The organism is Candidatus Limnocylindrales bacterium, assembly GCA_035559535.1.
In the GTDB taxonomy this organism is placed as follows: domain Bacteria; phylum Moduliflexota; class Moduliflexia; order Moduliflexales; family JAUQPW01; genus JAUQPW01.
The window spans coordinates 116,254-137,812 of record DATMBG010000044.1; the positions used below are offsets into that span (position 1 = coordinate 116,254).

Here is a 21,559-nt window from a genome sequence, read left to right on the forward strand (position 1 = left end):
AGAAGATCCTTCGAGTTATTCAGGGAGGATTTCTTCTTCCTGAATTTCATAGCTCTCGGTCAAGACCTCTTTGACTTGAAAGGGTATTTTTTCCGGTTTTCCATCCTTGATATTTAAAAGCAGTTCGATCCGTTGTTCAGCTTCTTCCAGTTGTTTTGTACAAAGCCTGGATAGTTTGATTCCTTCCTCAAAGATCTCTAAAGATTTATCCAGAGGTAAATCCCCGCGTTCCAGTTGCTCAACGATCTGTTCCAGTTTTTGTAAGGCTTCTTCAAATTTCATGGTTTTTCTCCTCTACACGACAAATAACTTTGCCTTTGCTTAATTGAACAATGACTTTATCATTTATTTGAACCTCCGTGGCATCCTTCAAAGGGGTTGGATCAGAGACCTTATAGCATATGGCATATCCTCGCCCTAGCATAGCCAGAGGGCTCAGGGCCTCCAGCTTTCCCAATATCTTCTCCAATTGAGATCGCTTAGTTTCAAGAGAATAATGTTGACTTTGAACCAGTCGTACATGCAATTCTTTTACCTTTTGGAGAAATTGTCGGAGAGGTTCCAGGGGATTCTTTAAAATCAGGCTTCGATACAGGTAGAGGTTTTTATCCTGGGAGTGTTTCAATTTGTGTCGAAAGTTAAGAACCAATCGATGCTCCAGGTCATCTACCCGTTGTTGGTATTCACTGATCCGCTGACGAGGATCCCTAAGCCCCTTCATGACTTCACCGAGGTGACTTTTCGTCAGTTGAAGTTTCTTCCGGCAGGCATTTTTCAATCGGATGGTTAAGGCATCCAATTTTTCTATGAGATCGGCTTTGTTTTTAACCACCATTTCCGCAGCGGCGGAAGGGGTTGGAGCCCGCAGATCTGCCACTAAATCGGCAATGGTAAAATCAATTTCATGTCCTACGGCTGAGATGACAGGAATGCGGGAGGCGTAAATACTCCTGGCTACAATCTCTTCGTTGAAGGCCCATAAATCTTCAATGGAGCCACCTCCACGCCCTACGATTAAAACATCCACTCCCTCTAAGGTGTTAAATTCTTCTATGGCTTTGGCAATTTCATAAGGAGCGGTTTCCCCCTGAACATGGACGGGATAAATAAGAATCTCGACATTAGCGAATCGTCGCTGAATCACTTTTAAAATATCGCGGATGGCTGCCCCTGTGGGGGAAGTTACAATTCCTATCACTCTGGGAAAGGCTGGAATAGGTTTTTTATGGGCCGGGTCAAACAAACCCTCCGCGGCCAATTTCTTTTTTAACTGCTCAAAAGCTAATTGAAGGGCCCCTAATCCCTTAGGCTCCAGATACTCTACGATAAGCTGGTATTCTCCCCGGGGTCCATATACCGAGACGATTCCTCCAGCTATAACCTCAATGCCATCTTCTGGTTGAAATTTCAGATGATTCATCCGGCTCCGATAGAGAATAGCTTTTAATTGGCTGTCTTCATCCTTTAAAGTAAAATAGACATGCCCCGACATGGGAGTTCTAACCCCGGAGATTTCTCCGGTAACCCAGACCCCTTCAAAATTGGCTTCGAGAATATCTTTAATTTCGTAAGTCAGTTCCGTAACGGTATAAATTTTTCGCTCAAAAAGTTCGGGTATCATGCATTTCTCCAGGAATATAATATAATGTTCTGTTTAACTATCCTATCTACTTAGGGCTTATCATGCTTAGAGTACCTTGTCAATGAATTTCGGCATTATAATCCCAGGCTCGTGCAAATGGTGCTTGACATCTATCAACTTTGATGGCATCGTTGTAATGTATGCAAAGTTAATGGCCCATCACCTTTATTTCAAAGGATCAGGGAGGAGGATAGCATTCATTGGCAAATATCGTTGTGGTAGGTCTACAATGGGGAGATGAAGGGAAAGGAAAGGTCGTAGATATCCTTTCCAGGCAGGCCGACATTATTGCCCGTTATCAAGGTGGTCATAATGCCGGGCATACGGTCGTTATTAATAATGAAACCTTTGTCTTACATTTAATTCCATCAGGCATTTTACATGAAGGTAAACTCTGTGTCATCGGGAATGGCGTGGTGGTAGATCCGGAAGCTTTGATAGAAGAACTTAACCATTTAGAAAAGCGAGGGATTAAAATTCAGAACCGACTTTTTATCAGCTATCGAGCGAACCTTATCATGCCCTATCACCGGACTCTGGATCAGGCTAAAGAGAAGGCCGTGGGGACTCGAAAAATCGGTACTACGGGTCGTGGCATTGGGCCGGCTTACGAAGATAAAATGGCCAGATTGGGAATTCGGGTTGCCGATCTCTTGCAGGATAAGATCTTTAAAGAGAAGCTGAGGGAAAATTTAGCCCTGAAAAACGATCTCCTCCGTCATTATCAAGCCGAGGAGATGTCCTTCGAAGGCATTTGCGAACAGTACCTCGGCTATGCTAAATTCCTTCGGAATTACGCCGCCGACACCTCATTTCTTATCCATCAAGCCCTTAAAAAGGGACAAAGTATTTTATTTGAAGGGGCCCAGGGGACCATGCTGGATGTCGATCATGGAACCTATCCCTATGTCACATCCTCTAATGCCGTTGCAGGAGGAGCCTGCACAGGCTTAGGGATCGGGCCTACCCACATTCATGGCGTTTTAGGTATCATGAAGGCTTATACCACCCGGGTAGGAGAAGGTCCTTTCCCGACGGAACTAAACGATGAAATAGGTCAGAGTATGCGGAGATATGGGGCTGAATTTGGAGCTACGACCGGGAGACCGCGTCGATGCGGGTGGTTTGATGCTTTGATTACGCGCTATGCCGTACGGATTAATGGTGTAAGTTCCATTGCGGTGACCAAATTAGACGTTTTAGATCATTATGAAAAGATTAAGGTTTGTGTAGGCTATCGGTATAAAGGGGAGATCCTGACAGAGTTTCCGGCCTTACCGGAGGTCTTAGAAGAAGCCGTTCCCATGTATGAAGAACTGGATGGATGGAAAACTCCAACCACCGGAATCGATTCCCTGGAAAAACTTCCTTATCTGGCTCGGAAGTATATTGATCGTCTCAGCGAACTCTCCGAAGCCGAAATCTCGATCATTTCAACGGGACCTGAAAGACAACAGACCATCTACGTGCCCGGTTCCCAAGTAACAAAATGGTTTAACCTGTAGAGCCTAAAATCCAAAGTCCAAAGTCCGAAGTTAAGCTAACTCAGGACTTTGGGCTTTAGACTTTGGACTTTGGACTTTGATTGTATGAAACTTATTAATGCGGCCCTTACTAAAGCCAGAGATCACATCAAGACCCACCTTTTCTTAAAAGGTTTGCTCCAGTTGATTATTCTTGCACTGGCTGTTCTGTTAATGGGCATCCTGATATATGTCTCTATCCCACCCTCCTTCTATCTTAATCTGATCTTCGATATTCTTGTCGTACTGGCTTTTCTGTATGTTTCTCTTAAATCCCTCATCTTACCTATCCTGCGGAAGCTTCCCGATGACTCGGTCGCCCTGACCATTGAAGAAAAGTTTCCGGACCTTCAAGATAACCTTATCAACTCGGTCCAACTCTCCCGGGAGCTCAAAAAAGGTCCTCAAGGGATCTCCCTGGACTTAATTCGTAAATTGATTGCCTCTACCGAGGAACAGGTCCGTAAGTTAGACATCCAGAACATTGTGGATCGAACCGACTTACGTAAATATGCCCGGTATAGTGGGATCGGTGTGGTTGTTCTGCTGGCTTTGATTCTCTGGAGGCCGGGGATTCTAAAAGACACCCTTAAAAATTTTCTTCACCCGGCGGAAGGGGCCTTATTAGCTCAGAAATTAAATCTGGAAATCGAGCCTAAAAATACCACGATTTTAAGGAACAAACCCCTTAAAATCGTGGCAAGATCTGCATCGGATGTTTGGAAAGAAGTTCAATTAAACTATAAGTTTGAGAAAGAACCCTGGAAGCAGATCCAGATGAGTAATCTTGAAGCAAAGAAGGTCTTCCAGCATGAAATGAAATCTGTCCAGTATCCCTTCCAGTATTACGTTTCAGCCGGGAATTTTACTTCAGAGACCTATCAGGTTCAAATTGCCGATCCACCTGAAATTGGAGATATCACTCTGATTTACCAATATCCCCAGTATACCCGAATTGAGCCTAAAACCATAACAAACAGTGATGGGAACATAGAAGGTATTAAGGGAACCCAGGTGCATATCATTCTTAAAGCCAATAAAAAGATTATTAAGGCGCAAATCGTAACCGACGATGGGACCCAAATTCCTTTGCAAATCACCGATGATGTTAAGCTGGAGGGAGATCTGATAATCACGAAAACCCAAACTTATCATATAGAAGTAGTCGATTCAGAAGAATTCCAAAATCAAGATCCCATTGAATATCAAATTACTGCACACCCCGACGAATATCCTACCGTTGAAGTTCTGAAACCGGGACAGAATTTAACCGTCGGAAGTCGAGATGATATAGAATTGGCCTTTTCTGCAAAGGATGATTTTGGCCTTACAGCTGTTTATCTTGTTTTCCAGGGCCAGGCGGAAGAAACTCGGGTTTTGATAAAAAAGTTTTCTCCCGGTGGTACCGACGCTTCGTCCGGGCGCACCTACCTGGATAAGTTTACATGGCGTTTAAGCAATTATACCTTTCAACCGGGCCAGATCGTTAATTACCATTTAGAAGTCGAGGATAATGATACCATTTCAGGTCCCAAAAAGGGGAGTTCGGCTACTTATTCCTTAGAGATCTACAGTGAGGAGAAGCGGCATCAAGATTTAGTCAAGGCACAAGAAGAAGTTCATCAAAAACTACTGGAGTTGTTAGCCGATCAGGTCGAGGCTCAAGCCCTGACCGAGGAGATGAGATCTGCTTTTCAAGAAAATCCCGGCAATCCCCGTATATCCCCTCAGGATCTCCAAAAAGCTCATCAAGCCCAACAGGCTATTTCTGAAAAAAGCCAGGATCTTACCAAGAATTTAAAGGACATTTTAAATCAGATGGCCAAGGATCCCCTGAGCAATTTAGGGAGTTACATGGAGCTGAATCAAATTGGAAAAAACCTGGAAGATCTCCATGATTCGAAAATGGTGGAGGCCCAGGAGAGTCTAAAAACGGCCAGGGAAAGTCCTGTTCGTTCTGAAAAGTCCGATGCACTGGATCAAGCGGCTCAAAAACAAGAAGAAATTGCCAGTGAGTTAGAAAAACTGGCTGCATTTTCAGATAACTTATTAAAGAAAGAACGAATGCAGGATGTGGTCAAAACCAGCGAGAAACTCACAAGGACCCAGGATCAGTTCTTAAAAGATCTGGAAAAACTGGCCCAAAACCCGCAGGACCAGCAGCTTCTCGACCAACTCATGAAGGAATTAGAGAATCTCTCCCAGGCGCTTAATGCTCTTATGAACCAGCTTTCTCAACTGGCCAATCAGTTACCCGATGAATTTTTAAATAATCCCAACGTAAAAAATCTGGAATTGGGTAACATGTCGGAGGCTTTGGAGAAAATTAAAGAGGCCCTTCAGAAGGGAGACCTTCAAAAAGCCCTGGAGGAGGCCCGGAAGTTGATGAGTATGTTATCCCAGATGAATATGATCTTCCAAAATGCGGCCAACCAAAGCATGGCGAACATGATGCAAGGAGCGCAATCCAAAGCCATGGAGATGGCTAACAAATTGGGAGAGCTGGTGGAAAATCAAAAACGGGTTATTGAAGGAACCGAAAAGGTGGACAAAGCTTTGAAGGAAGCCTCTCAGCAGGAGGTAAACAAACTTTTGAAGGATGCTTTGGAGCGGATGAAGAGGATCGCATCGAAGATTCCGGGTCAAATGTCCAGGGCAGAAGGGGAGATGCAGACCGTTCCCGACATGTACTATTCGACCTATAATCAATTTCAAGATATGCAAGAGCAGCTCAATAAAATCTTGAACGGATTGAATCAACCCAGACTCGGAGAGGTTAAAGAGGCTGTAGAAGAATCCCTTCGAGATGTAGAAGCTGCAGAGGTCCTGGCTAAACCCTTCACCCGGGGAGTTCCTCAGCTCCAGAAGAAACTGGATGAACTGAAAAACCTGGAAAGCCTTTACCAGGCCCTAAACGAAGAGCTGGATCGATTAGGAGGTGTCGAAGGCCAGGCTATGAGTCCTTCCCAGGAATCTCAAATGAAGGGTCTGGCAAGCAAGCAAGGCCAACTGCAACAGGATACTGGAGAACTGAAGGAAAAGCTGGCCAACCTTTCCAAACTAACTCCGTTCCTCAGCCCTGATATTGCTGATAACTTGGGAGAGGCTCAAGATCAAATGGGATCTGCTAAAGAAAAATTGGGGAATAAAGAAGCTGGAAAAGCCCTTTTGCCTGAGAGAGAAGCTCTTTATCGCCTGGAACAGGCACAGCAAGGTCTCCAGCAAGGTATGCAGCAGATGGCTACCATGCAACAAATGGGCGGCATGGCCATGCCCCAGTTTGCCATGAGACCGGGTATGCAACCTGGAAACTTCCCCAATTTCCAATTCCCGAATCCCAATACCGCTCCCAACAGCGGCGGGATTATGGGTAGCTCCACCGAGGATATTGAAATTCCATCCGGAGCCGATTTCCAGGTTCCAAAGGAGTTTCGAGAAGAGCTGTTAAAGGCAATGAAGGAAGGGATTCCTCAACCTTATGAGGATCTGGTGAAGGATTATTACAAACAGTTATCGCAGTAGAAGTATAATACTTTTCAGACGAAGTGGAGTTAGCATAATTCTCTGTCCCTCCCCCCGCCCCACTCCTTCCTCCCCGCATGCGGGGAGGGAGAGAGGGAGGGGCCGGGAGGGGAACCGGCAGATCTTCAGGCTAACTTCCCACAGGAAGTTGCCACCGTTTGCCTTACCCCCACGCTCCCGGGTAACAGGAGGAAATAAAAAAACAAAAAGTCCCAGAATTTTCTGGGACTCTAATTTTTAATTTTTAAGGGACTATAATTCTACTTGTTAGAATGACCTTGTTGCTCACGCAAAGCGGCTTTGCGGCTCAGTCGAATCTTTCCCTGCTTGTCGATTTCCAGAACCTTAACCAGAACCTCATCCCCTTCTTGCAATTCATCGGTGACAGTACGAATATGACGATCGGAGATTTGAGAGATATGAAGGAGTCCATCGGTTCCAGGTAAGATTTCGACGAAGGCACCATAATCAACAATTCGCTTAACGGTTCCCAGATAGATTTTTCCTTCTTCAACCTGTTGAGCTATTCCTTGAATGATACGAAGGGCCTTGTTGGCAGATTCCTCATCGGCAGAGAAGATGTTAATTTTACCATCGTCATCGATATCGATTTTCACCCCTGTTTCTTCCACAATACTCCGAATAACTTTTCCACCTGGCCCAATGACATCTCGAATCTTGTCCTTATTGATATAGAAGGTCAAAATACGAGGTGCATAGCGGGAAAGCTGTTTTCTAGGTTCAGCCAGGGTTTCTGCCATCTTATCCAGAATGTAAAGTCTTCCTTCTCGAGCCTGGGCCAGAGCTTGGGTAAAGATTTCCCGGGTAATCCCTTTAATCTTGATATCCATTTGAAGCGCAGTAATACCCTTGCGGGTTCCCGCTACCTTGAAGTCCATATCCCCCAGATGATCTTCGATTCCAGAAATATCGGATAAGATCACGACTTTATCTCCTTCTTTGATAAGTCCCATGGCGATTCCGGCTACAGGGGCCTTAATAGGAACCCCCGCATCCATTAAAGACAAAGTACCTCCGCAAACGGTTGCCATGGAGGAAGAACCGTTAGATTCCAAAATATCCGAAACAATCCGAATAGTATAGGGGAACTCTTCACTGGTGGGAATAACCGGGGCTAAGGCTCGCTCAGCCAGATAACCGTGACCTATTTCCCGTCTGCCAGGTCCTCGAAGGAATTCTACCTCACCGACGCAGAAGGGAGGAAAGTTATAATGGAGCATGAATCGCTTAGAAGCTTCCCCTTGTAAATCATCTAGCCGTTGTTCATCCTCCGCAGTCCCTAAGGTAGATACTACCAGGGCCTGGGTTTGACCTCGGGTGAACAAAGCGGATCCATGGGTCCGGGGTAAAAGGCCTACTTCACAGGTAATGGGACGAATATCCTTGGGTCCTCTCCCATCCGCCCGTCTTCCTTCCTCGAGAACCGCTTTACGAAGCACCTCTCTCTCTGTTTTATGGAAAGCTTCCTTGATCTCCAGGGATAAAGCTTCCAACTCTTCTTCTTCAAATCCGGCAATGGTATCCTCATAGATTTTTTTAATCTGATTCTGGTATTCCACTTTATCCGGGTAACTCTCGGCCAAATAAACCGCTTGACGGATCTTATCCATAGCCAGACTACTGACCTTCAAGGCAATGCTTTGATCTTTCTCTACGGGCTTTATCTCCTGTTTGGTCACAGGGATCTGTGCAGCCAAGTCTTTCTGAAGCTTTACAATTTGCTTGATTTTTTCCTGTCCATACTCAATGGCTTCTAACATGTCTTCTTCGGGTACCTCCCTGGCATCTCCCTCCATCATAACCACAGCGTCTTCGGTCCCGGCCATCACCAAATTAATATCACTCTTCTCCAACTGCTTGTAAGGGGGATTCAGGACCCATTTCTTATCAATACGACCTATCCGAACAGCTCCTATAGGACCCATAAAAGGAATATCTGAAATGGTAAGAGCTGCAGAAGCTCCAATAATAGCCAGGATATCCGGACTGTTGATTTGATCTACAGACAGGACGGTTGCAATGATTTGAATTTCATGATGATAACCTTCTGGAAAGAGGGGTCGTACCGGTCGATCGATGAGTCTGGAAATTAAAACTTCTCGGTCACTGGGTTTACCTTCTCGCTTGATAAAACCACCTGGAATTTTACCCGCTGCATAGGCTTTCTCTCTGTACTCAACCATTAGAGGAAAGAAGTCAATGCCTTCCCGAGGTTCTTTACTTGAAACTGCCGTGACTAAAACAATGGTATCTCCCGATTGAACCCATACGGCCCCGTTGGCCTGCTTAGCCACTTTGCCGGTTTCCAGGGATAATATTCTTCCCTCTAAATCTAATTCTACTCTATACATTCTTTAAAACGCCTCCACGTTATTTACGTAATCCAAGTTCTTTAATAATAGCTTTATATCGCTCGATATCTTTTCTTTTAAGATATTCAAGAAGCCGACGTCGTTTACTCACTAACTTTAAAAGACCCCGCCTGGAGTGGTGATCTTTATGATGGATTTTAAAATGATCGGTTAAGTGATTAATTCGTTCAGTTAAAATAGCTATTTGGACTTCTGGGGAGCCGGTGTCGGTATCGTGCGTTTTATGGTGCTGGATAATTTCCTGCTTTCGCTCTTTAGTAACGGCCATGGATTTCTCCTCCTCTCTGAAATTTTAAGGCTTGAAAAGTAAAATTATTCTCATTTCAATATACTCGTAAAATTTTTCTTGTAAAGAGAAAACTGTATAAATCTTGCATTAACCCTTTATGAAAAAGATAGTTGTACCACCCTGAAGTTACAACGGATAAATAACTTTTACAGGCTGTACCATCCAATCTCCCTCGGGATTCGGTACAAGCTTTACCACTGCAAAAAAATTACCCCTTGCCTCATACCCCCGGTAATAACCCGGGGAAGGGTAACTATCCTGTTGGGATTGAAGAGACAAAGAAGGCAAAAGATTAAGGGACCCTTTTGATCGGTCCAACTTTACAAAGGCCCCCCGGGCCAGAAGCCGGCTTGTTTTTTCATCAAAATAAAGGGCAGGCAGAGTTGCTAAAGCCTTATCTATGGAAATCAAATATCTTTCTGCAATCCGCTCCGGGGAAAGGGATCTTAAAGTTTCAAAGGGTACGGCCTCATCCAGCCCAAAGGATCCTACGCGGGTTCTCCTCAATTCCCAAACACAAGCCCCGCATTTTAACCGCTCACCTAAGTCTGACACTAAAGTTCGTATATAAGTTCCAGGGGAGCAGGTAACCTGAAAACTTACAAAAGGAAAACGAATCTCCAGAATCTGGATCTCATAAATGATCACTTTCCTGGGAGGACGTTCAATTTCCTGATCCTGTCTGGCCAGTTCGTAAAGTCGCTGACCCTTTATCTTAATAGCCGAGAACATAGGAGGAATCTGCTTTATTTCTCCCACGAAGCTTTGGATTTGCTCCCTTAGTTCCTCCTCAGTGACAACCACGGGCTTTTCGCATAAAACCCGACCCGTGAGATCCTGGGTATCAGTGGTAACTCCCAACTTCATGGTTACCCTGTATTCTTTGGTTAACTCGACCAGAAATTCGACAATTCGGGTCGCTTTCCCTATACATAGGACTAAAACTCCCGTTGCATAAGGATCGAGAGTTCCTGTATGACCGATCTTTTTAATTTTGAGAAGTCTTCGAACTTGAAGAACGACTTCATGGGAAGTCAACCCCGCAGGTTTATCAATGGGAAGCACACCGTCCATACGACCTATACCTCATTCACTTATTGATTACCTTATATTATACACTCCCTGTTCAACAAAAGGCGATCTTCCGAATTTTTTTAATCTCTGGAGATAACGATCCATTCGGCTCCCTCAACGGTTTTATTGGGAATAACATGGAGCTTCCCTTCGCTGTCCATAATTCGGGTTTTTCGAATGTCGATACGCTGGATAACTCCCTCGACCCCGGCGGCTTTCACTTTATAGCCGATTTCAAAGTCGTCATCGGTGACTAAGAACAACCCGGCAATGATATCTGCCGTGGTTCCAGAGGCAGCATTGGCAACGGCCAGAGCTACAAGGGCCACAGAACCTGAAACCGCCAGGGCAATCTGACTGAGCCCGAGAACCTGAAATAGGGCAGAAATCAGAATGATCCAGGCCAATATCGTCACTCCCGAAACCCCTAAAGAAACAATACTCGGAGAGATTCTTAGAGAATTTAAGATCCGATGGATAAACTTTGTAAGGATACGAATTAAAAAGCTACCGATAGCTAGCGTAATGAGGGCCCCAAGAATTTTAGGGAAATAACTGAGAATTTCATAGGCAAGAACTTCTATTCGATCCATACTTACCTCCTGATGGGATGATAATAAAAACTTCCTTTGAGACTCCAAAGCCGAAATAACCTCCTACCAAGTTGCATTATAATTATTACGAGGAGCAAAGCAACAAAACAATCCCTACCTGGAAAGATTGCTTTCGCGGAGTTTAACTCTGAGGTATCGAAGGGTTCACAATCACAACATCCTTTAAAAGGACAGGGGTACAAATCATTATAGTACTTACCTCAAGGTTGTAAAGTTTCTCTTCAAAGTATGTAACTATACCAATTTAGTAGGTGTCACTTTTTCTGTCTGAACACCCCCCATCCCCCCTCCAGGGGGGACTGACATAGGGTTGCTGCTGCTGAATCCCCCCTGGAGGGGGGATGGGGGGTGTTTCTTTTTCCACCTACTAAATGGATACGGATATTCAAAGTATCGGTACTTCATAATTTCTTATTGACACTGCAATTAAACCATTGAAGTATAGAAGGGATGAAAGTGTTTGGCAAACCAACCAGAGACTCCACTCTTGACGGCAGACGAAGACTTTGGTGAATGAGCTTTTCGTCAACGTCCTGTTTTTATGGGCGTAGACTGCTACACCTGGTCGGATTATCCACCGGCAGTAAAAGCGGAAGTGGGTTCCGCGAACATGCTACTAAACTTTTGGAGTGTTTACGAGTACACTGTTTACTTAATTTTGACCTCATAGGGCTGCTTTCACCCCTCAGCTCCCCTCTTCCGCAGCATGGGAGAGGGGCCGGGGGTGAGGGTCACTTAAACATTAAGCAAAATTAAAGTAACAAAGCACTAGTACCTTGTAAAGTTAATCTGGATAAATCCTTAAAAGCTCCGTCAGGAGCTGATTGTTTGGGGGCAGAAGAATGAAAAAGCCAAAACTTGATCACTGCGTGATTACAGTTTCCGATTGGGAACGCTCGAATCGTTTTTATCGCGATGTACTCGGCGCGGAACTTGTGCCACTTACAACGGGCTGGGCCTACCGCTTTGGTACAGAGCAACTGAATGTTCACGGTCCGGGGGTGCCTGGCGACCCAAATGCACGTATTCCGGTCCCTCCGGGCGGTAGCGATCTGTGCTTTGAGTGGTTAGGATCCATCGAAGAAGCGATGGAACATCTGCGTGGGCAGAAAGTACCTATTGAAGTTGGACCAGTCGTAAGAACCGGTGCGAAAGGCAAGGGTATCAGCATCTACTTTCGAGATCCGGATGGATCGTTAATAGAGTTTATCTCGTATGAGAGCTATCGCAAGATTGAAGAAAGAGCCTAACCGGGTGTCAGAGCCAAGCTTCCAGCCGTCGTACCCATAAGCTAAAAATTTAGACTATCACCTATCCCTTTAAACTTATTTTTGTATCGACAGGATAAGGAGGTGTTTTACTATTTTTAGATGAACATCTTTTCTATTACAAAGGAGAGAGTTACAAAGTAAAGTAATGGATTAACCAGATGGATAATAGAAGCGTACAAACCCGCCGGACGGAAGTTTGGGCGAGCGGAGCTACCTATGAACTTGCGGGATACGCTAAAAGATAGGATTCAGACGACGGGGAAAATCAGGGATGATCTATATGATTACATGGCGTTTAAGGGAGTACGGTAAAATCAGCTCTCCGAAGTAACCGTTAGCTCAATCTGAATTCTGAGGACTTGGAACTTACTCCTTTGGTGGAATCCCTTGCTTTTTTATCTCTTTCTCCGCTTCAGATTTGATCCGATCTCGCTCCCCTACGGCTTCTTGCCGAATTTTCTCAGAACAGGATTTACAAATGGAAGTAGTTTCCACCTCCACGATCCCACAAATCATACAAAGCTTTTTTTTAGCTTTTTTATTTTTATCCATTTTTTGGAGTCCGTTGTCCTTTCCGTGATCCGTTGGGGTTCATTACTTCCGATTATTTTTCTGGATCAGAGCTTATTAATCCCGGACGAGGGGCTGAGGACTCCGGACTACTAAAGGTTTAAACGCTCTAAAGGTCTGGACACCTTCCTCAACCAGGCTTTTATTATTTAAAACATCATCTTCTAAATCCACGAAACGTTGAAGTTTTAGAAAACTCTTTTCTTTTAATAAAGGGACTACCTGGGATTTATTGACGTGTTGGAGGGGAACCACATATTCGACATCCCGGACCCATTCCCAGGGACTTTGGTAGGTAGACAGGTAAAAGCCCTTATCGGCAAAGTCATCGTAGAGTTGGATAAGATTCTCTCGATGAGCTTCGGAATGTGGTCCCTGGGTCATAAGAGCAAATATAAAATAGTGACCCCACCAGAGCATCCATCGAAAGGTTAAGATATTTACTTTGTTGAAACACTTGGGATAATCCAGATAAATATAAGGAAATCCCCGATAGTGCTCCCCCTTAACAAACTGGCTATTCTTCAAATCAAATTCGGGAGGGGCAATAAACTGAAGGTCCCGAACTTCACTTTTGAGCCGTTGATGAAGCTCCGTTAATAACGTCAGGACTTTTTGGGTAATCGAGGTTTTTAACCTGAAGAACTCAATATTTCTTAAAACTGCTTTCTCTTCCGGGGTGAAGGTTATGAATTCAGAGTTCATGTAAGATCTATACCTTTGCAGCGGTTTTAGACTTTTGTTAACTTTTAAGATCTTATCAAAAACTGCAAAGGTATAGCTAAACCCTCCCTTTACAGGCAGGATTAATCGGCTATATAAACATCCGATCCTTCTACTTTAACCCTATAGGTTTTAACCTTAGACGCCGGGTTTATGGTATTGATCCCGGTACGTACATCAAAGCGCCATCCATGCCAGGGACAGGTCACCACCGTACCATTTAAGGAACCTTCTCCGACAGGACCTCCCCGGTGGGGACAGACGGCACCAATGGCATAGCAAGTTCCATTGATCTTGAAAAGACCGACCTCTTCGCCGTTGAAATCAACAATCATCCCTTGATCTGCTGGAATCTCCTCGATTCTTGCAACCTTTACGAATTCACTCATGTTAAATCCCTCCTTCTCTTTTGGAAATCCGTTTTTCCCTGAGAAAACGGATTTCCCTGGCTAGGGAATCATAATCACCTTCATCGCTTTCTTCTCTGTTAAAAGTTGGATACCTTGAGAAAAGTACTCCAGGGGGAGCCGATGGGTAATCAGAGGGGTTACGTTGATCTTTCCAATTTCCAGGTACTTTAAAGCATGGGCCAGATCTGTGGGAGCTGAAGAATAACTACCGTACAGCGTAATTTCTCGATGATAGAGAACATTAGGATCTAAGAGAGCCATGGAACCGGGCGAGACACTGGCAAAACTATTGATCACCCCTCCATCTCTTACCAATTCCAGGGACTGCATCAAGGTTTCTCCGGTTCCTGCCGTAAGTATCACAGCATCTACCCCACGTCCTTCCGAAAGCTCCAGAACCGTTCTTTTAATTTCTTCCGGTTGAGCTTTCACAACTTTAACTGCACCGGCCTGAAGGCCCATTTCAAGCCGATAATCTACAAGGTCCACACCGATAACTTGAACCTGGAACAGGCCCATCAACTGAACCATCATAAGGCCCATGGGGCCTAACCCTACAACCAGGGCTGTATCACCCGGTTGAAAATTACATCGCCTGATGCTTTTAAGGCAACAGGCCAGCGGTTCCATAAAAATCGCCTGATCATAGGATAACTGCGGAGGAATCAAAAAGGTAGTTTGATTGGTATGAAGTTCTGGAACGCGGATGTACTCAGAAAATCCGCCAGGATCTACATTTGAGGCCTTGTAGAACCGACACATGGCGTAATTTTGATGTCGGCAATAATGACAGTTGTAACAGGGGACATGATGGGCAACTACGACACGGTCCCCGACTTTAAATCGTTTGACCTGAGTCCCGGTCTTTACGACTTCACCGGCTATCTCATGGCCCAAAATGGCAGGGGGGGTAACTTTCCGGTTTAAAATTTTGACCAGGTCTGTCCCACAAATACCGCTCGCCCGGACCCTGACCAATAATTCTCCTGGACCGATTTCCGGCTCTTGCAAATTCTCAACCCGAATATCCTCTTTATCGTAATAAACCGCTACTCTCAAGTTCCGAAACTTTTTATCAATCAGTATGGGAGACTAGGGAACCAGGCTATAAAAATAGCTGCCTACACCCTCGACCTCCCACACTCCCATACGCTGAGCCCTCTGCTAGCTCACAGCCTGACTTCGTTGATACTCCCTTGCAAGCCTTTCCTGTTCTCGGGGATTCGAGATGAATTCCCAGGGCAAAGGGGTTGAGGAAAGATTAGATCTTCCGGCCAGGCAGGCTTCCCAATTCAACCCTATTTCTTTAGCGGCCCGTTCCCAGTTTCCCCGACATGCATGGATGGCTATTAGAAATTGACCCATGCTTCGGTCTCCACGGGACAAAATTCCTTCCAGATAGGCCGTTCGCAAACTCTCTGGTTTTAATTCAACATTCCTGACCTGACCCAGTCTTTTCCGAATATACTCCAGTTTACGTTTAACCTCCTTCATACTGACCATGGGACTCCACTGAAAAGGTGTGAGGGGTTTGGGAATAAAAGGATTAATGCTTAGGCTGAGCTTTCCGAGCTTCCCAGTGGTTTTGGCTTTTTCTAACATTTTCTGCCGGATTTTTAAAGTAATTTCAATCAAACTGTCTAAATCTTCATCGGTTTCTGTGGGAAGCCCGATCATAAAATAAAGCTTTAAATTGGGAACTCCCCGGTCCAGAATTCTCTCAGCTCCTTCTATCACTTCCTCATCGGTCATCTCTTTTCGGATAACCCTTCTCAACCTTTCTGAACCGGCTTCTGGCGCAATAGCCAAAGTCTGAATACCACTATACGCGATGGCATCCAGGAGCACATCCGGAAGCCGATCAATACGAAAAGAAGACACAGAAACCTTGACACCTAACTCCCTAAGCCCTTGACAAAGTGTATCTAATCCCCGATAATCACAAATATCTGAACTCACCAACCCTACCTTTTGAATCGGTGGAAATCCTCGTTCCGCATCCATCCGAAGTCGCTCTCGAATAATATCAATAACAAAATCCGGTGGGAGCATCCGAAACTTGGGGTAAACATAACTTACGGCACAAAAACGGCAGAGTAAAGGGCAACCTCGGGATACCTCGATAAGGAACATCTCGCTGAACTCCGTTTCATCGGTAATAATGGCCGAGTAAGCAGGATACAACTTAAAATCAGAAACTTTTTGTTTCTCGATGGTTATGCGGGAAGAAGTCAGAGAGGGAACATATACACCCGGTATCTGAGCAGCCCGTTCCAGATGTTTTTTTCTTGGAATCCCCCCATCCTCCAGGAATAGGGAGAGATATTCCTCTAAAACCTCCTCACCATCCCCGATGATCATCAGGTCGGCAAAATCTGCCAGGGGTTCCGGGTTGATGTAGGTAATCGCTCCTCCGATTAGAATAAGGGGATAACGCTCATCCCGATCTACTGACTTAAAAGGTATGCGGGCCAGCTCCAGGATTTTGAGAAGATTCACATAATCATTCTCAAAAGAGACTGAAAAAGCCAGAATATCTACGTCGGTTACCAACCGTTGAGATTCCAGGGTTAGAAGAGGAATATTCTGACGCAGGTAGATGTCCTCATCCTCCGGGTCCGGGAGAAAAACCCGTTCACAGCGGGTATCCGGTCTCAAATTAAGGTACTTATAGATGGTCTGGAATCCTAAATTAGACATGCCCACATAATAGGTATTGGGGTAAGCTAGGGCAAGGGTTAAAGAAGATCCCATCGAATCTTTAAAGGGCATGGACCTTTCTTTACTTAGCAGAGCCTGATATTTCTTTTTTAATTTCCAGTTCATGGCTATACCATCGGTCCCTTACCTATCACTTCCGGTTTATCCCCCTATTTGAGACATGGTCCGGGTCGTTCGTTTAAAGGAGTTGTCGTTGATATGATGTTTTAACTCTTTTCCTTTCACGGCCTTAAGTAGAATTTGTTCTAACTCCTCATCTGAACAGCCATTTCGGAGAGGGGTCCTCAGGTCAGTCTCCACCTGGGAGAATAAGCAGGTACGGAACATTCCGTCTGCCGTCATCCGGATTCGGTTACACGTGGAACAAAAGGGTTCACTGACCGGATTAATAAAGCCAATCTGACCAATACCATCCTCAAACTGATAATTTTTAGACGTAGAGCTGGGATCCTCTCCCCCCAGGGGAACCAATTTCATATACGTAGTGTTAATCTTCTCCAAAATTTCCTTCCCCGTCAGGACATCTTCTTTCCTCCAAATTCGATCCGCTTCCAGTGGCATAAACTCTATGAATCGAATAATGTAAGGTTTCCTTCTGGCCAGCCTGGCAAAATCAATGATTTCATCTTCTGTAAATCCCCTCATGGCCACCACATTCACCTTAATAGGCCGTATTTGCGGGTACTTTTCTAGCTCCTCCAAACCTTCCATGACTTTATGAAGGGCATTTCGTCGGGTAAGCTTGAAAAATTTTTCCTTAACCAGGGAATCCAAACTCACATTGATGCGTTTAAGTCCGGCAGCGGCCAAATCCCCCGCCAACTCCTTAAGAAGAAAACCGTTGGTCGTTAAACTTAAATCTTCAAGGCCTTCAATTTGAGATAATCTTCTAATGAGATCAGCAACCCCTTTTCGAACCAGGGGTTCTCCACCGGTTAGACGAATCTCCTTAACCCCCATCCTTACCACAATCCGAACAATTCGCTCAATCTCATCAAAGGTCAACAGCTTCTTACTATCAAACCAGTCTAATCCTTCTTCAGGCATACAGTATACACATCGGAAATTACAACGGTCGGTTATCGAAACCCGCATGCTTCCCATCTGTCGATTATAACTATCGATTAGCTTTAATTGCATAAATCCTGACCGCCTCCTGGAGATTCGTGCTGGTGATAAATCTCAAAATTTTTATCTTCTTCCAAGGTTTTTGATAAGAATTTACACCTTTATGTTAAGATAATACCTCATCATTCTGGAGAGTAGATCGGTTCTATAAGTCGTCGTGAAAATGCAGGAATTTTAAAGGAGATCAGAAAATCCGAGCTTGCTTGAGCCTTTAAGTTTAACTGTAAGAACCTTATTTGACCAGAATGCGCTTTAAAGAAGTTAAGATCCGAATTTGTAAGGTAGAAGGGCCTACTTCCGGGTAGGGCAAGTATGCCATTAAGATGGAGGTTGAGTTTTTACTTTCTCCGGTTTGGATTCAGCCACTTCTACCCCTTTCGGTTGCTTGTTGGTCGATCCGGGTTTCTGAAAGCGTCCTTTACTACGTTTTTTGTTGCGCTTTTTGAAAGACTTGGGACCTTTTTTAGCTTCAGCCTCCTCAGGATTCGATCTATATTTACCATCTACAATCATCTTAGCTAAGGGAGAATCGGATTCCTTAGCCGCTTCCAATAATTTCTTTCCTAAGCTTTTCATTAAAATTTGCCTCCTAAAAATGAATTTTCTAAACTCAAGGTGTTAAGTTCTCTCGCTTGTCAGAAGACCATTTCCTTATGACGATGGGCATGGCAATCCAGGTTCACGGCGACAGGGAGGCTTGCTATATGGCAAGGAAAAACCTCCATATGAACGTCTAAAGTCGTCACCCTACCTCCCATGCCTTGAGGACCTATACCCAGGTTATTAATTTTTTCAATCAATTGTTCTTCTAACTGAGCATAAAAAGGGTCCGGGTGTCTTTGGCCCAGAGGCCGAAACAGGGCTTTTTTGGCTAGAAGAGCACTCTTCTCAAAGTTTCCACCAATTCCTACCCCTACGACCAGAGGGGGACAGGCGTTAGGACCGGCCTTTTTTACCACCTCCAACACAAAATTCATAATACCTGGAAGACCATCGGCAGGACGTAGCATCCTTAAGGCGCTCATATTTTCCGCTCCCCCGCCTTTGGCCGCAACCATAATTTTTAATTTATCTCCAGGTACAAGATCAATATGTACAATGGCCGGCGTGTTATCCTGTGTGTTTTGACGCCGTAAGGGATCACGGACCATGGATTTTCGAAGATAACCTGTCTGATAGCCCTCTGCAACTCCTTGATTAATCGCCTCGATCAATCCAGATCCCTCGAAGCATACTTCCTCTCCCAGTTCTACAAAGACTACAGTAACACCCGTATCCTGACACATGGGAACAAATTCTGCCGTAGCAATTTGTGCATTTTCTATAATCTGGGTCAATACTTCTATTCCAATAGGAGATTCTTCCTGTTGCAGAGCCTTTTGAAATCCAATGCTCATCTCTTCGTTCACCAAACAACAGGCTTCCATACACAACCTTTTTACAGCTTCTGTAACTTCCGACAGCCTGATTTTCCGCACGCTTTACTTATCCTCTCCTCCAACCCTTTGTCCCTGCAGGGAAGGAAGTTTCCCCTGGTCCCTGGTAGCAGGTCCGGTGAGTTTAATTTATAATCTTGAGCACGGATTTCTCATAATTTACCATACTTAATTGAGCAGCCATGGCTTTGGCAATTTCCATAAACTGTCGGGCTTGCTGGGAATCAGGATGGGATTTAATAATGGGAATACCTTGATCTCCTCCAACGGGAATATCCGGGTTAAGGGAAATTTCCCCCAGAAAAGGAATTCCGTATTGCTGGCTGGCCCTACGGCCCCCCCCATGCTTAAAAAGATCAATCCTTTCATGGCAATGGGGACATTCCAGGTAGCTCATATTTTCGATAATACCTAAGACCGGAATATTTACCTTCTTGAACATATTAACGGCTTTAATCACATCGAGAAGGGCCACATCTTGAGGGGTTGTCACCACCACGGCTCCACTCACAGCAACCTTCTGAGCCAGACTTAACTGAGCATCCCCGGTACCCGGAGGTAAATCCACTACCAGGTAATCCAGCTCTCCCCATTCTACATCGGTTAAAAGCTGATCAACCGCTTTACCGACCATAGGTCCGCGCCAGACGACCGGGGTCGAAGTATCAGGTAGAAGAAATCCCAACGAAATAAGCTTTACTCCATAACGGATCGGGGGAATCATTTTATTTCCATGGGAAGGAGGAAGATCTTTAGAACTTACGCCCATCATCATCGCCAGACTGGGTCCATAAATATCTGCATCCATAAGTCCTACCGAAGCTCCACACTCGGCGAGAGCCACGGCCAGATTAACTGCTACGGTAGATTTTCCAACTCCCCCCTTACCGCTTCCCACCGCGATAATATTTTTGACCCCTGGAACCGGTGAATGGTCACCAAATCCAGCCGATTGCACCCGTGAGGTCATCTTGACCTCCACTTGGGTAACCCCGGGAATCGCCATCACAGCATTTCGAGCTTCACTCTCAAGCTTCGCCTTGACCGGACAGGCCGGCGTGGTTAACTCTATGGTGAAACTTACCTTAGAACCCTCGACAGAAAGATCCTTAATGAAGTTTAGAGAAACCAAATCACGATGTAAATCAGGATCTTTCACTTGACTCAAGGCAGCTAAAACCTGAGCCGGAGTAATCCCATTTCCGGATAGCTCTTGACCATTTCCTGTCGGTTTCTCTCCCGACGAAGATTTTTTCGACCAGAACATGCCCATCGATTTATCTGACCTAAAGCCTCATACAGAATCCGGGGAATTTCCTGATCATCTTCCCATGACCTCTTCCTCTTTAATTCCTGTATGGCGCTTTAGATCCTCGATTAAGGATCCTTTAAAAAATCTCTTAAATTTTATCCTCTCTCCGTATTTATCTCCTAGACCAGATCCCGGTCCCTTCATCCTCTACTTTAAAACGGCTGGATTGTAGAAGAACTGGAATTTTTTCTCACCTCGGTTGATCTTCCACTGCAGGTCTGGTCGGGTTAAATCCATGACTTGACTCTTTTCGGAGTTGGAGTATGGAAATTCGGGGAGATCTTCACTGACTCTCCTGTATTAGGATACGGTCAGGGACGGTTTTTGTCAAGGAAAAGAAATCCTACTTGACAAAGCAAAGTCCAAGCTGTTAATTTCATAGCTAACAAAGATATTTGCTAAAACTTCATGCGTAATAGATAGAGCGGCAAATGGCTTATCTATCTATTAGGCAGGACTGAGATCATAACCTTTTCATGGAACCCTTACCAATCGGTATCGATGCACCTCGATTCTCCCTTCCGGCAACAGGTGGAGGAACCGTAGCCCTGGAAGATTTTTTGGGTCGAAAAAATCTGGTTCTCGTTTTCTACTGCAAAAATAAAACCCCAGGGTGAAATAGACAACTCTCATCCCTGCGGGATGACAAGGAACAATTCGAACAATTGGATACGGAAATTCTAGGCATTAACCCGGGTTCTCTTAAATCCCATGAGAATTATGTACGGGATCTTCAACTCAATTTTAAACTCCTGAGCGATTCTCAATGTACCATGACCAGGGCCTATAATGCCCTCAAAGAAGATGGTAAAAGTGTCCAGAGAACCGTTTACATTATAGATAAAACCGGAAAGATTCGATATGCAAAACAGGGTATGCCTTCAGATCAGGAACTTTTAGAAACTCTTAAATCCCTGGGTTAAATCTTTGA

19 protein-coding genes are annotated in these 21,559 nt (G+C 44.8%); 4 read left to right on the forward strand and 15 right to left on the reverse strand.

What is annotated here, in order from left to right:
* Positions 1-15 precede the first annotated feature (15 nt).
* Both xseB and xseA read right to left on the reverse strand, forming a co-directional pair.
* Positions 16-282 (reverse strand): exodeoxyribonuclease VII small subunit, encoded by a 267-nt coding sequence (xseB, locus tag VNM22_16915; GenBank protein HWP48838.1) that lies wholly within the window; start codon positions 280-282, stop codon positions 16-18.
* Complete coding sequence (gene xseA, locus VNM22_16920) at positions 272-1,621, reverse strand: exodeoxyribonuclease VII large subunit (GenBank protein ID HWP48839.1); 1,350 nt, start codon at positions 1,619-1,621, stop codon at positions 272-274. The genes xseB and xseA overlap by 11 nt, the downstream gene beginning before the upstream one ends.
* A 221-nt stretch (positions 1,622-1,842) precedes the next feature.
* Between xseA and VNM22_16925 the strand changes: the two genes are divergently transcribed.
* Both VNM22_16925 and VNM22_16930 read left to right on the forward strand, forming a co-directional pair.
* Complete coding sequence (locus tag VNM22_16925) at positions 1,843-3,147, forward strand: adenylosuccinate synthase (GenBank protein HWP48840.1); 1,305 nt, start codon at positions 1,843-1,845, stop codon at positions 3,145-3,147.
* 84 nt (positions 3,148-3,231) lie between these two features.
* A complete protein-coding gene (locus VNM22_16930) occupies positions 3,232-6,687 on the forward strand; it encodes a DUF4175 family protein (GenBank protein ID HWP48841.1) in 3,456 nt (1,151 codons plus the stop codon).
* 260 nt (positions 6,688-6,947) lie between these two features.
* Here VNM22_16930 and pnp read toward each other — a convergent pair whose 3' ends face one another.
* The 4 genes from pnp to VNM22_16950 form a co-directional block, all read right to left on the reverse strand.
* Positions 6,948-9,059 (reverse strand): polyribonucleotide nucleotidyltransferase, encoded by a 2,112-nt coding sequence (gene pnp, locus VNM22_16935; protein HWP48842.1) that lies wholly within the window; start codon positions 9,057-9,059, stop codon positions 6,948-6,950.
* A 19-nt stretch (positions 9,060-9,078) separates the two neighbouring features.
* Positions 9,079-9,348: a 30S ribosomal protein S15 gene (rpsO, locus tag VNM22_16940; protein ID HWP48843.1), complete on the reverse strand. Its 270-nt coding sequence runs from the start codon at positions 9,346-9,348 to the stop codon at positions 9,079-9,081.
* A gap of 147 nt (positions 9,349-9,495) precedes the next feature.
* On the reverse strand, positions 9,496-10,443 hold the full coding sequence (gene truB, locus VNM22_16945; protein ID HWP48844.1) for a tRNA pseudouridine(55) synthase TruB: 948 nt from the start codon (positions 10,441-10,443) through the stop codon (positions 9,496-9,498).
* Between the two features lie 80 nt (positions 10,444-10,523).
* Positions 10,524-11,036, reverse strand: a complete 513-nt coding sequence (locus VNM22_16950) for a mechanosensitive ion channel domain-containing protein (protein HWP48845.1) — start codon at positions 11,034-11,036, stop codon at positions 10,524-10,526.
* Positions 11,037-11,899: 863 nt separating this feature from the next.
* On the opposite strand from VNM22_16950, the gene VNM22_16955 reads away from it, so the two are divergent.
* On the forward strand, positions 11,900-12,307 hold the full coding sequence (locus VNM22_16955) for a VOC family protein (GenBank protein ID HWP48846.1): 408 nt from the start codon (positions 11,900-11,902) through the stop codon (positions 12,305-12,307).
* A 387-nt stretch (positions 12,308-12,694) separates the two neighbouring features.
* Here VNM22_16955 and VNM22_16960 read toward each other — a convergent pair whose 3' ends face one another.
* The 9 genes from VNM22_16960 to VNM22_17000 form a co-directional block, all read right to left on the reverse strand.
* Positions 12,695-12,880, reverse strand: coding sequence for a hypothetical protein (locus VNM22_16960; GenBank protein HWP48847.1), 186 nt, complete (start codon positions 12,878-12,880; stop codon positions 12,695-12,697).
* A 75-nt stretch (positions 12,881-12,955) separates the two neighbouring features.
* The gene (locus VNM22_16965; GenBank protein HWP48848.1) at positions 12,956-13,603 is read right to left on the reverse strand and encodes a hypothetical protein; all 648 of its coding nucleotides are present in this window, start codon (positions 13,601-13,603) and stop codon (positions 12,956-12,958) included.
* 101 nt (positions 13,604-13,704) lie between these two features.
* Positions 13,705-14,010 (reverse strand): Rieske (2Fe-2S) protein, encoded by a 306-nt coding sequence (locus VNM22_16970; protein ID HWP48849.1) that lies wholly within the window; start codon positions 14,008-14,010, stop codon positions 13,705-13,707.
* Between the two features lie 60 nt (positions 14,011-14,070).
* A complete protein-coding gene (locus VNM22_16975) occupies positions 14,071-15,090 on the reverse strand; it encodes an alcohol dehydrogenase catalytic domain-containing protein (GenBank protein HWP48850.1) in 1,020 nt (339 codons plus the stop codon).
* 105 nt (positions 15,091-15,195) lie between these two features.
* A complete protein-coding gene (locus VNM22_16980) occupies positions 15,196-16,857 on the reverse strand; it encodes a radical SAM protein (protein HWP48851.1) in 1,662 nt (553 codons plus the stop codon).
* A 36-nt stretch (positions 16,858-16,893) separates the two neighbouring features.
* Positions 16,894-17,892, reverse strand: coding sequence for a GTP 3',8-cyclase MoaA (gene moaA, locus VNM22_16985; GenBank protein ID HWP48852.1), 999 nt, complete (start codon positions 17,890-17,892; stop codon positions 16,894-16,896).
* A gap of 306 nt (positions 17,893-18,198) precedes the next feature.
* Positions 18,199-18,456, reverse strand: a complete 258-nt coding sequence (locus VNM22_16990) for a hypothetical protein (GenBank protein HWP48853.1) — start codon at positions 18,454-18,456, stop codon at positions 18,199-18,201.
* Between the two features lie 59 nt (positions 18,457-18,515).
* Entirely contained in the window at positions 18,516-19,358 is an 843-nt protein-coding gene (locus VNM22_16995) for a fumarate hydratase (GenBank protein HWP48854.1), read from the reverse strand.
* Between the two features lie 82 nt (positions 19,359-19,440).
* The gene (locus VNM22_17000; protein ID HWP48855.1) at positions 19,441-20,583 is read right to left on the reverse strand and encodes an Mrp/NBP35 family ATP-binding protein; all 1,143 of its coding nucleotides are present in this window, start codon (positions 20,581-20,583) and stop codon (positions 19,441-19,443) included.
* Between the two features lie 521 nt (positions 20,584-21,104).
* Between VNM22_17000 and VNM22_17005 the strand changes: the two genes are divergently transcribed.
* On the forward strand, positions 21,105-21,551 hold the full coding sequence (locus VNM22_17005) for a peroxiredoxin (protein ID HWP48856.1): 447 nt from the start codon (positions 21,105-21,107) through the stop codon (positions 21,549-21,551).
* Positions 21,552-21,559 lie beyond the last annotated feature (8 nt).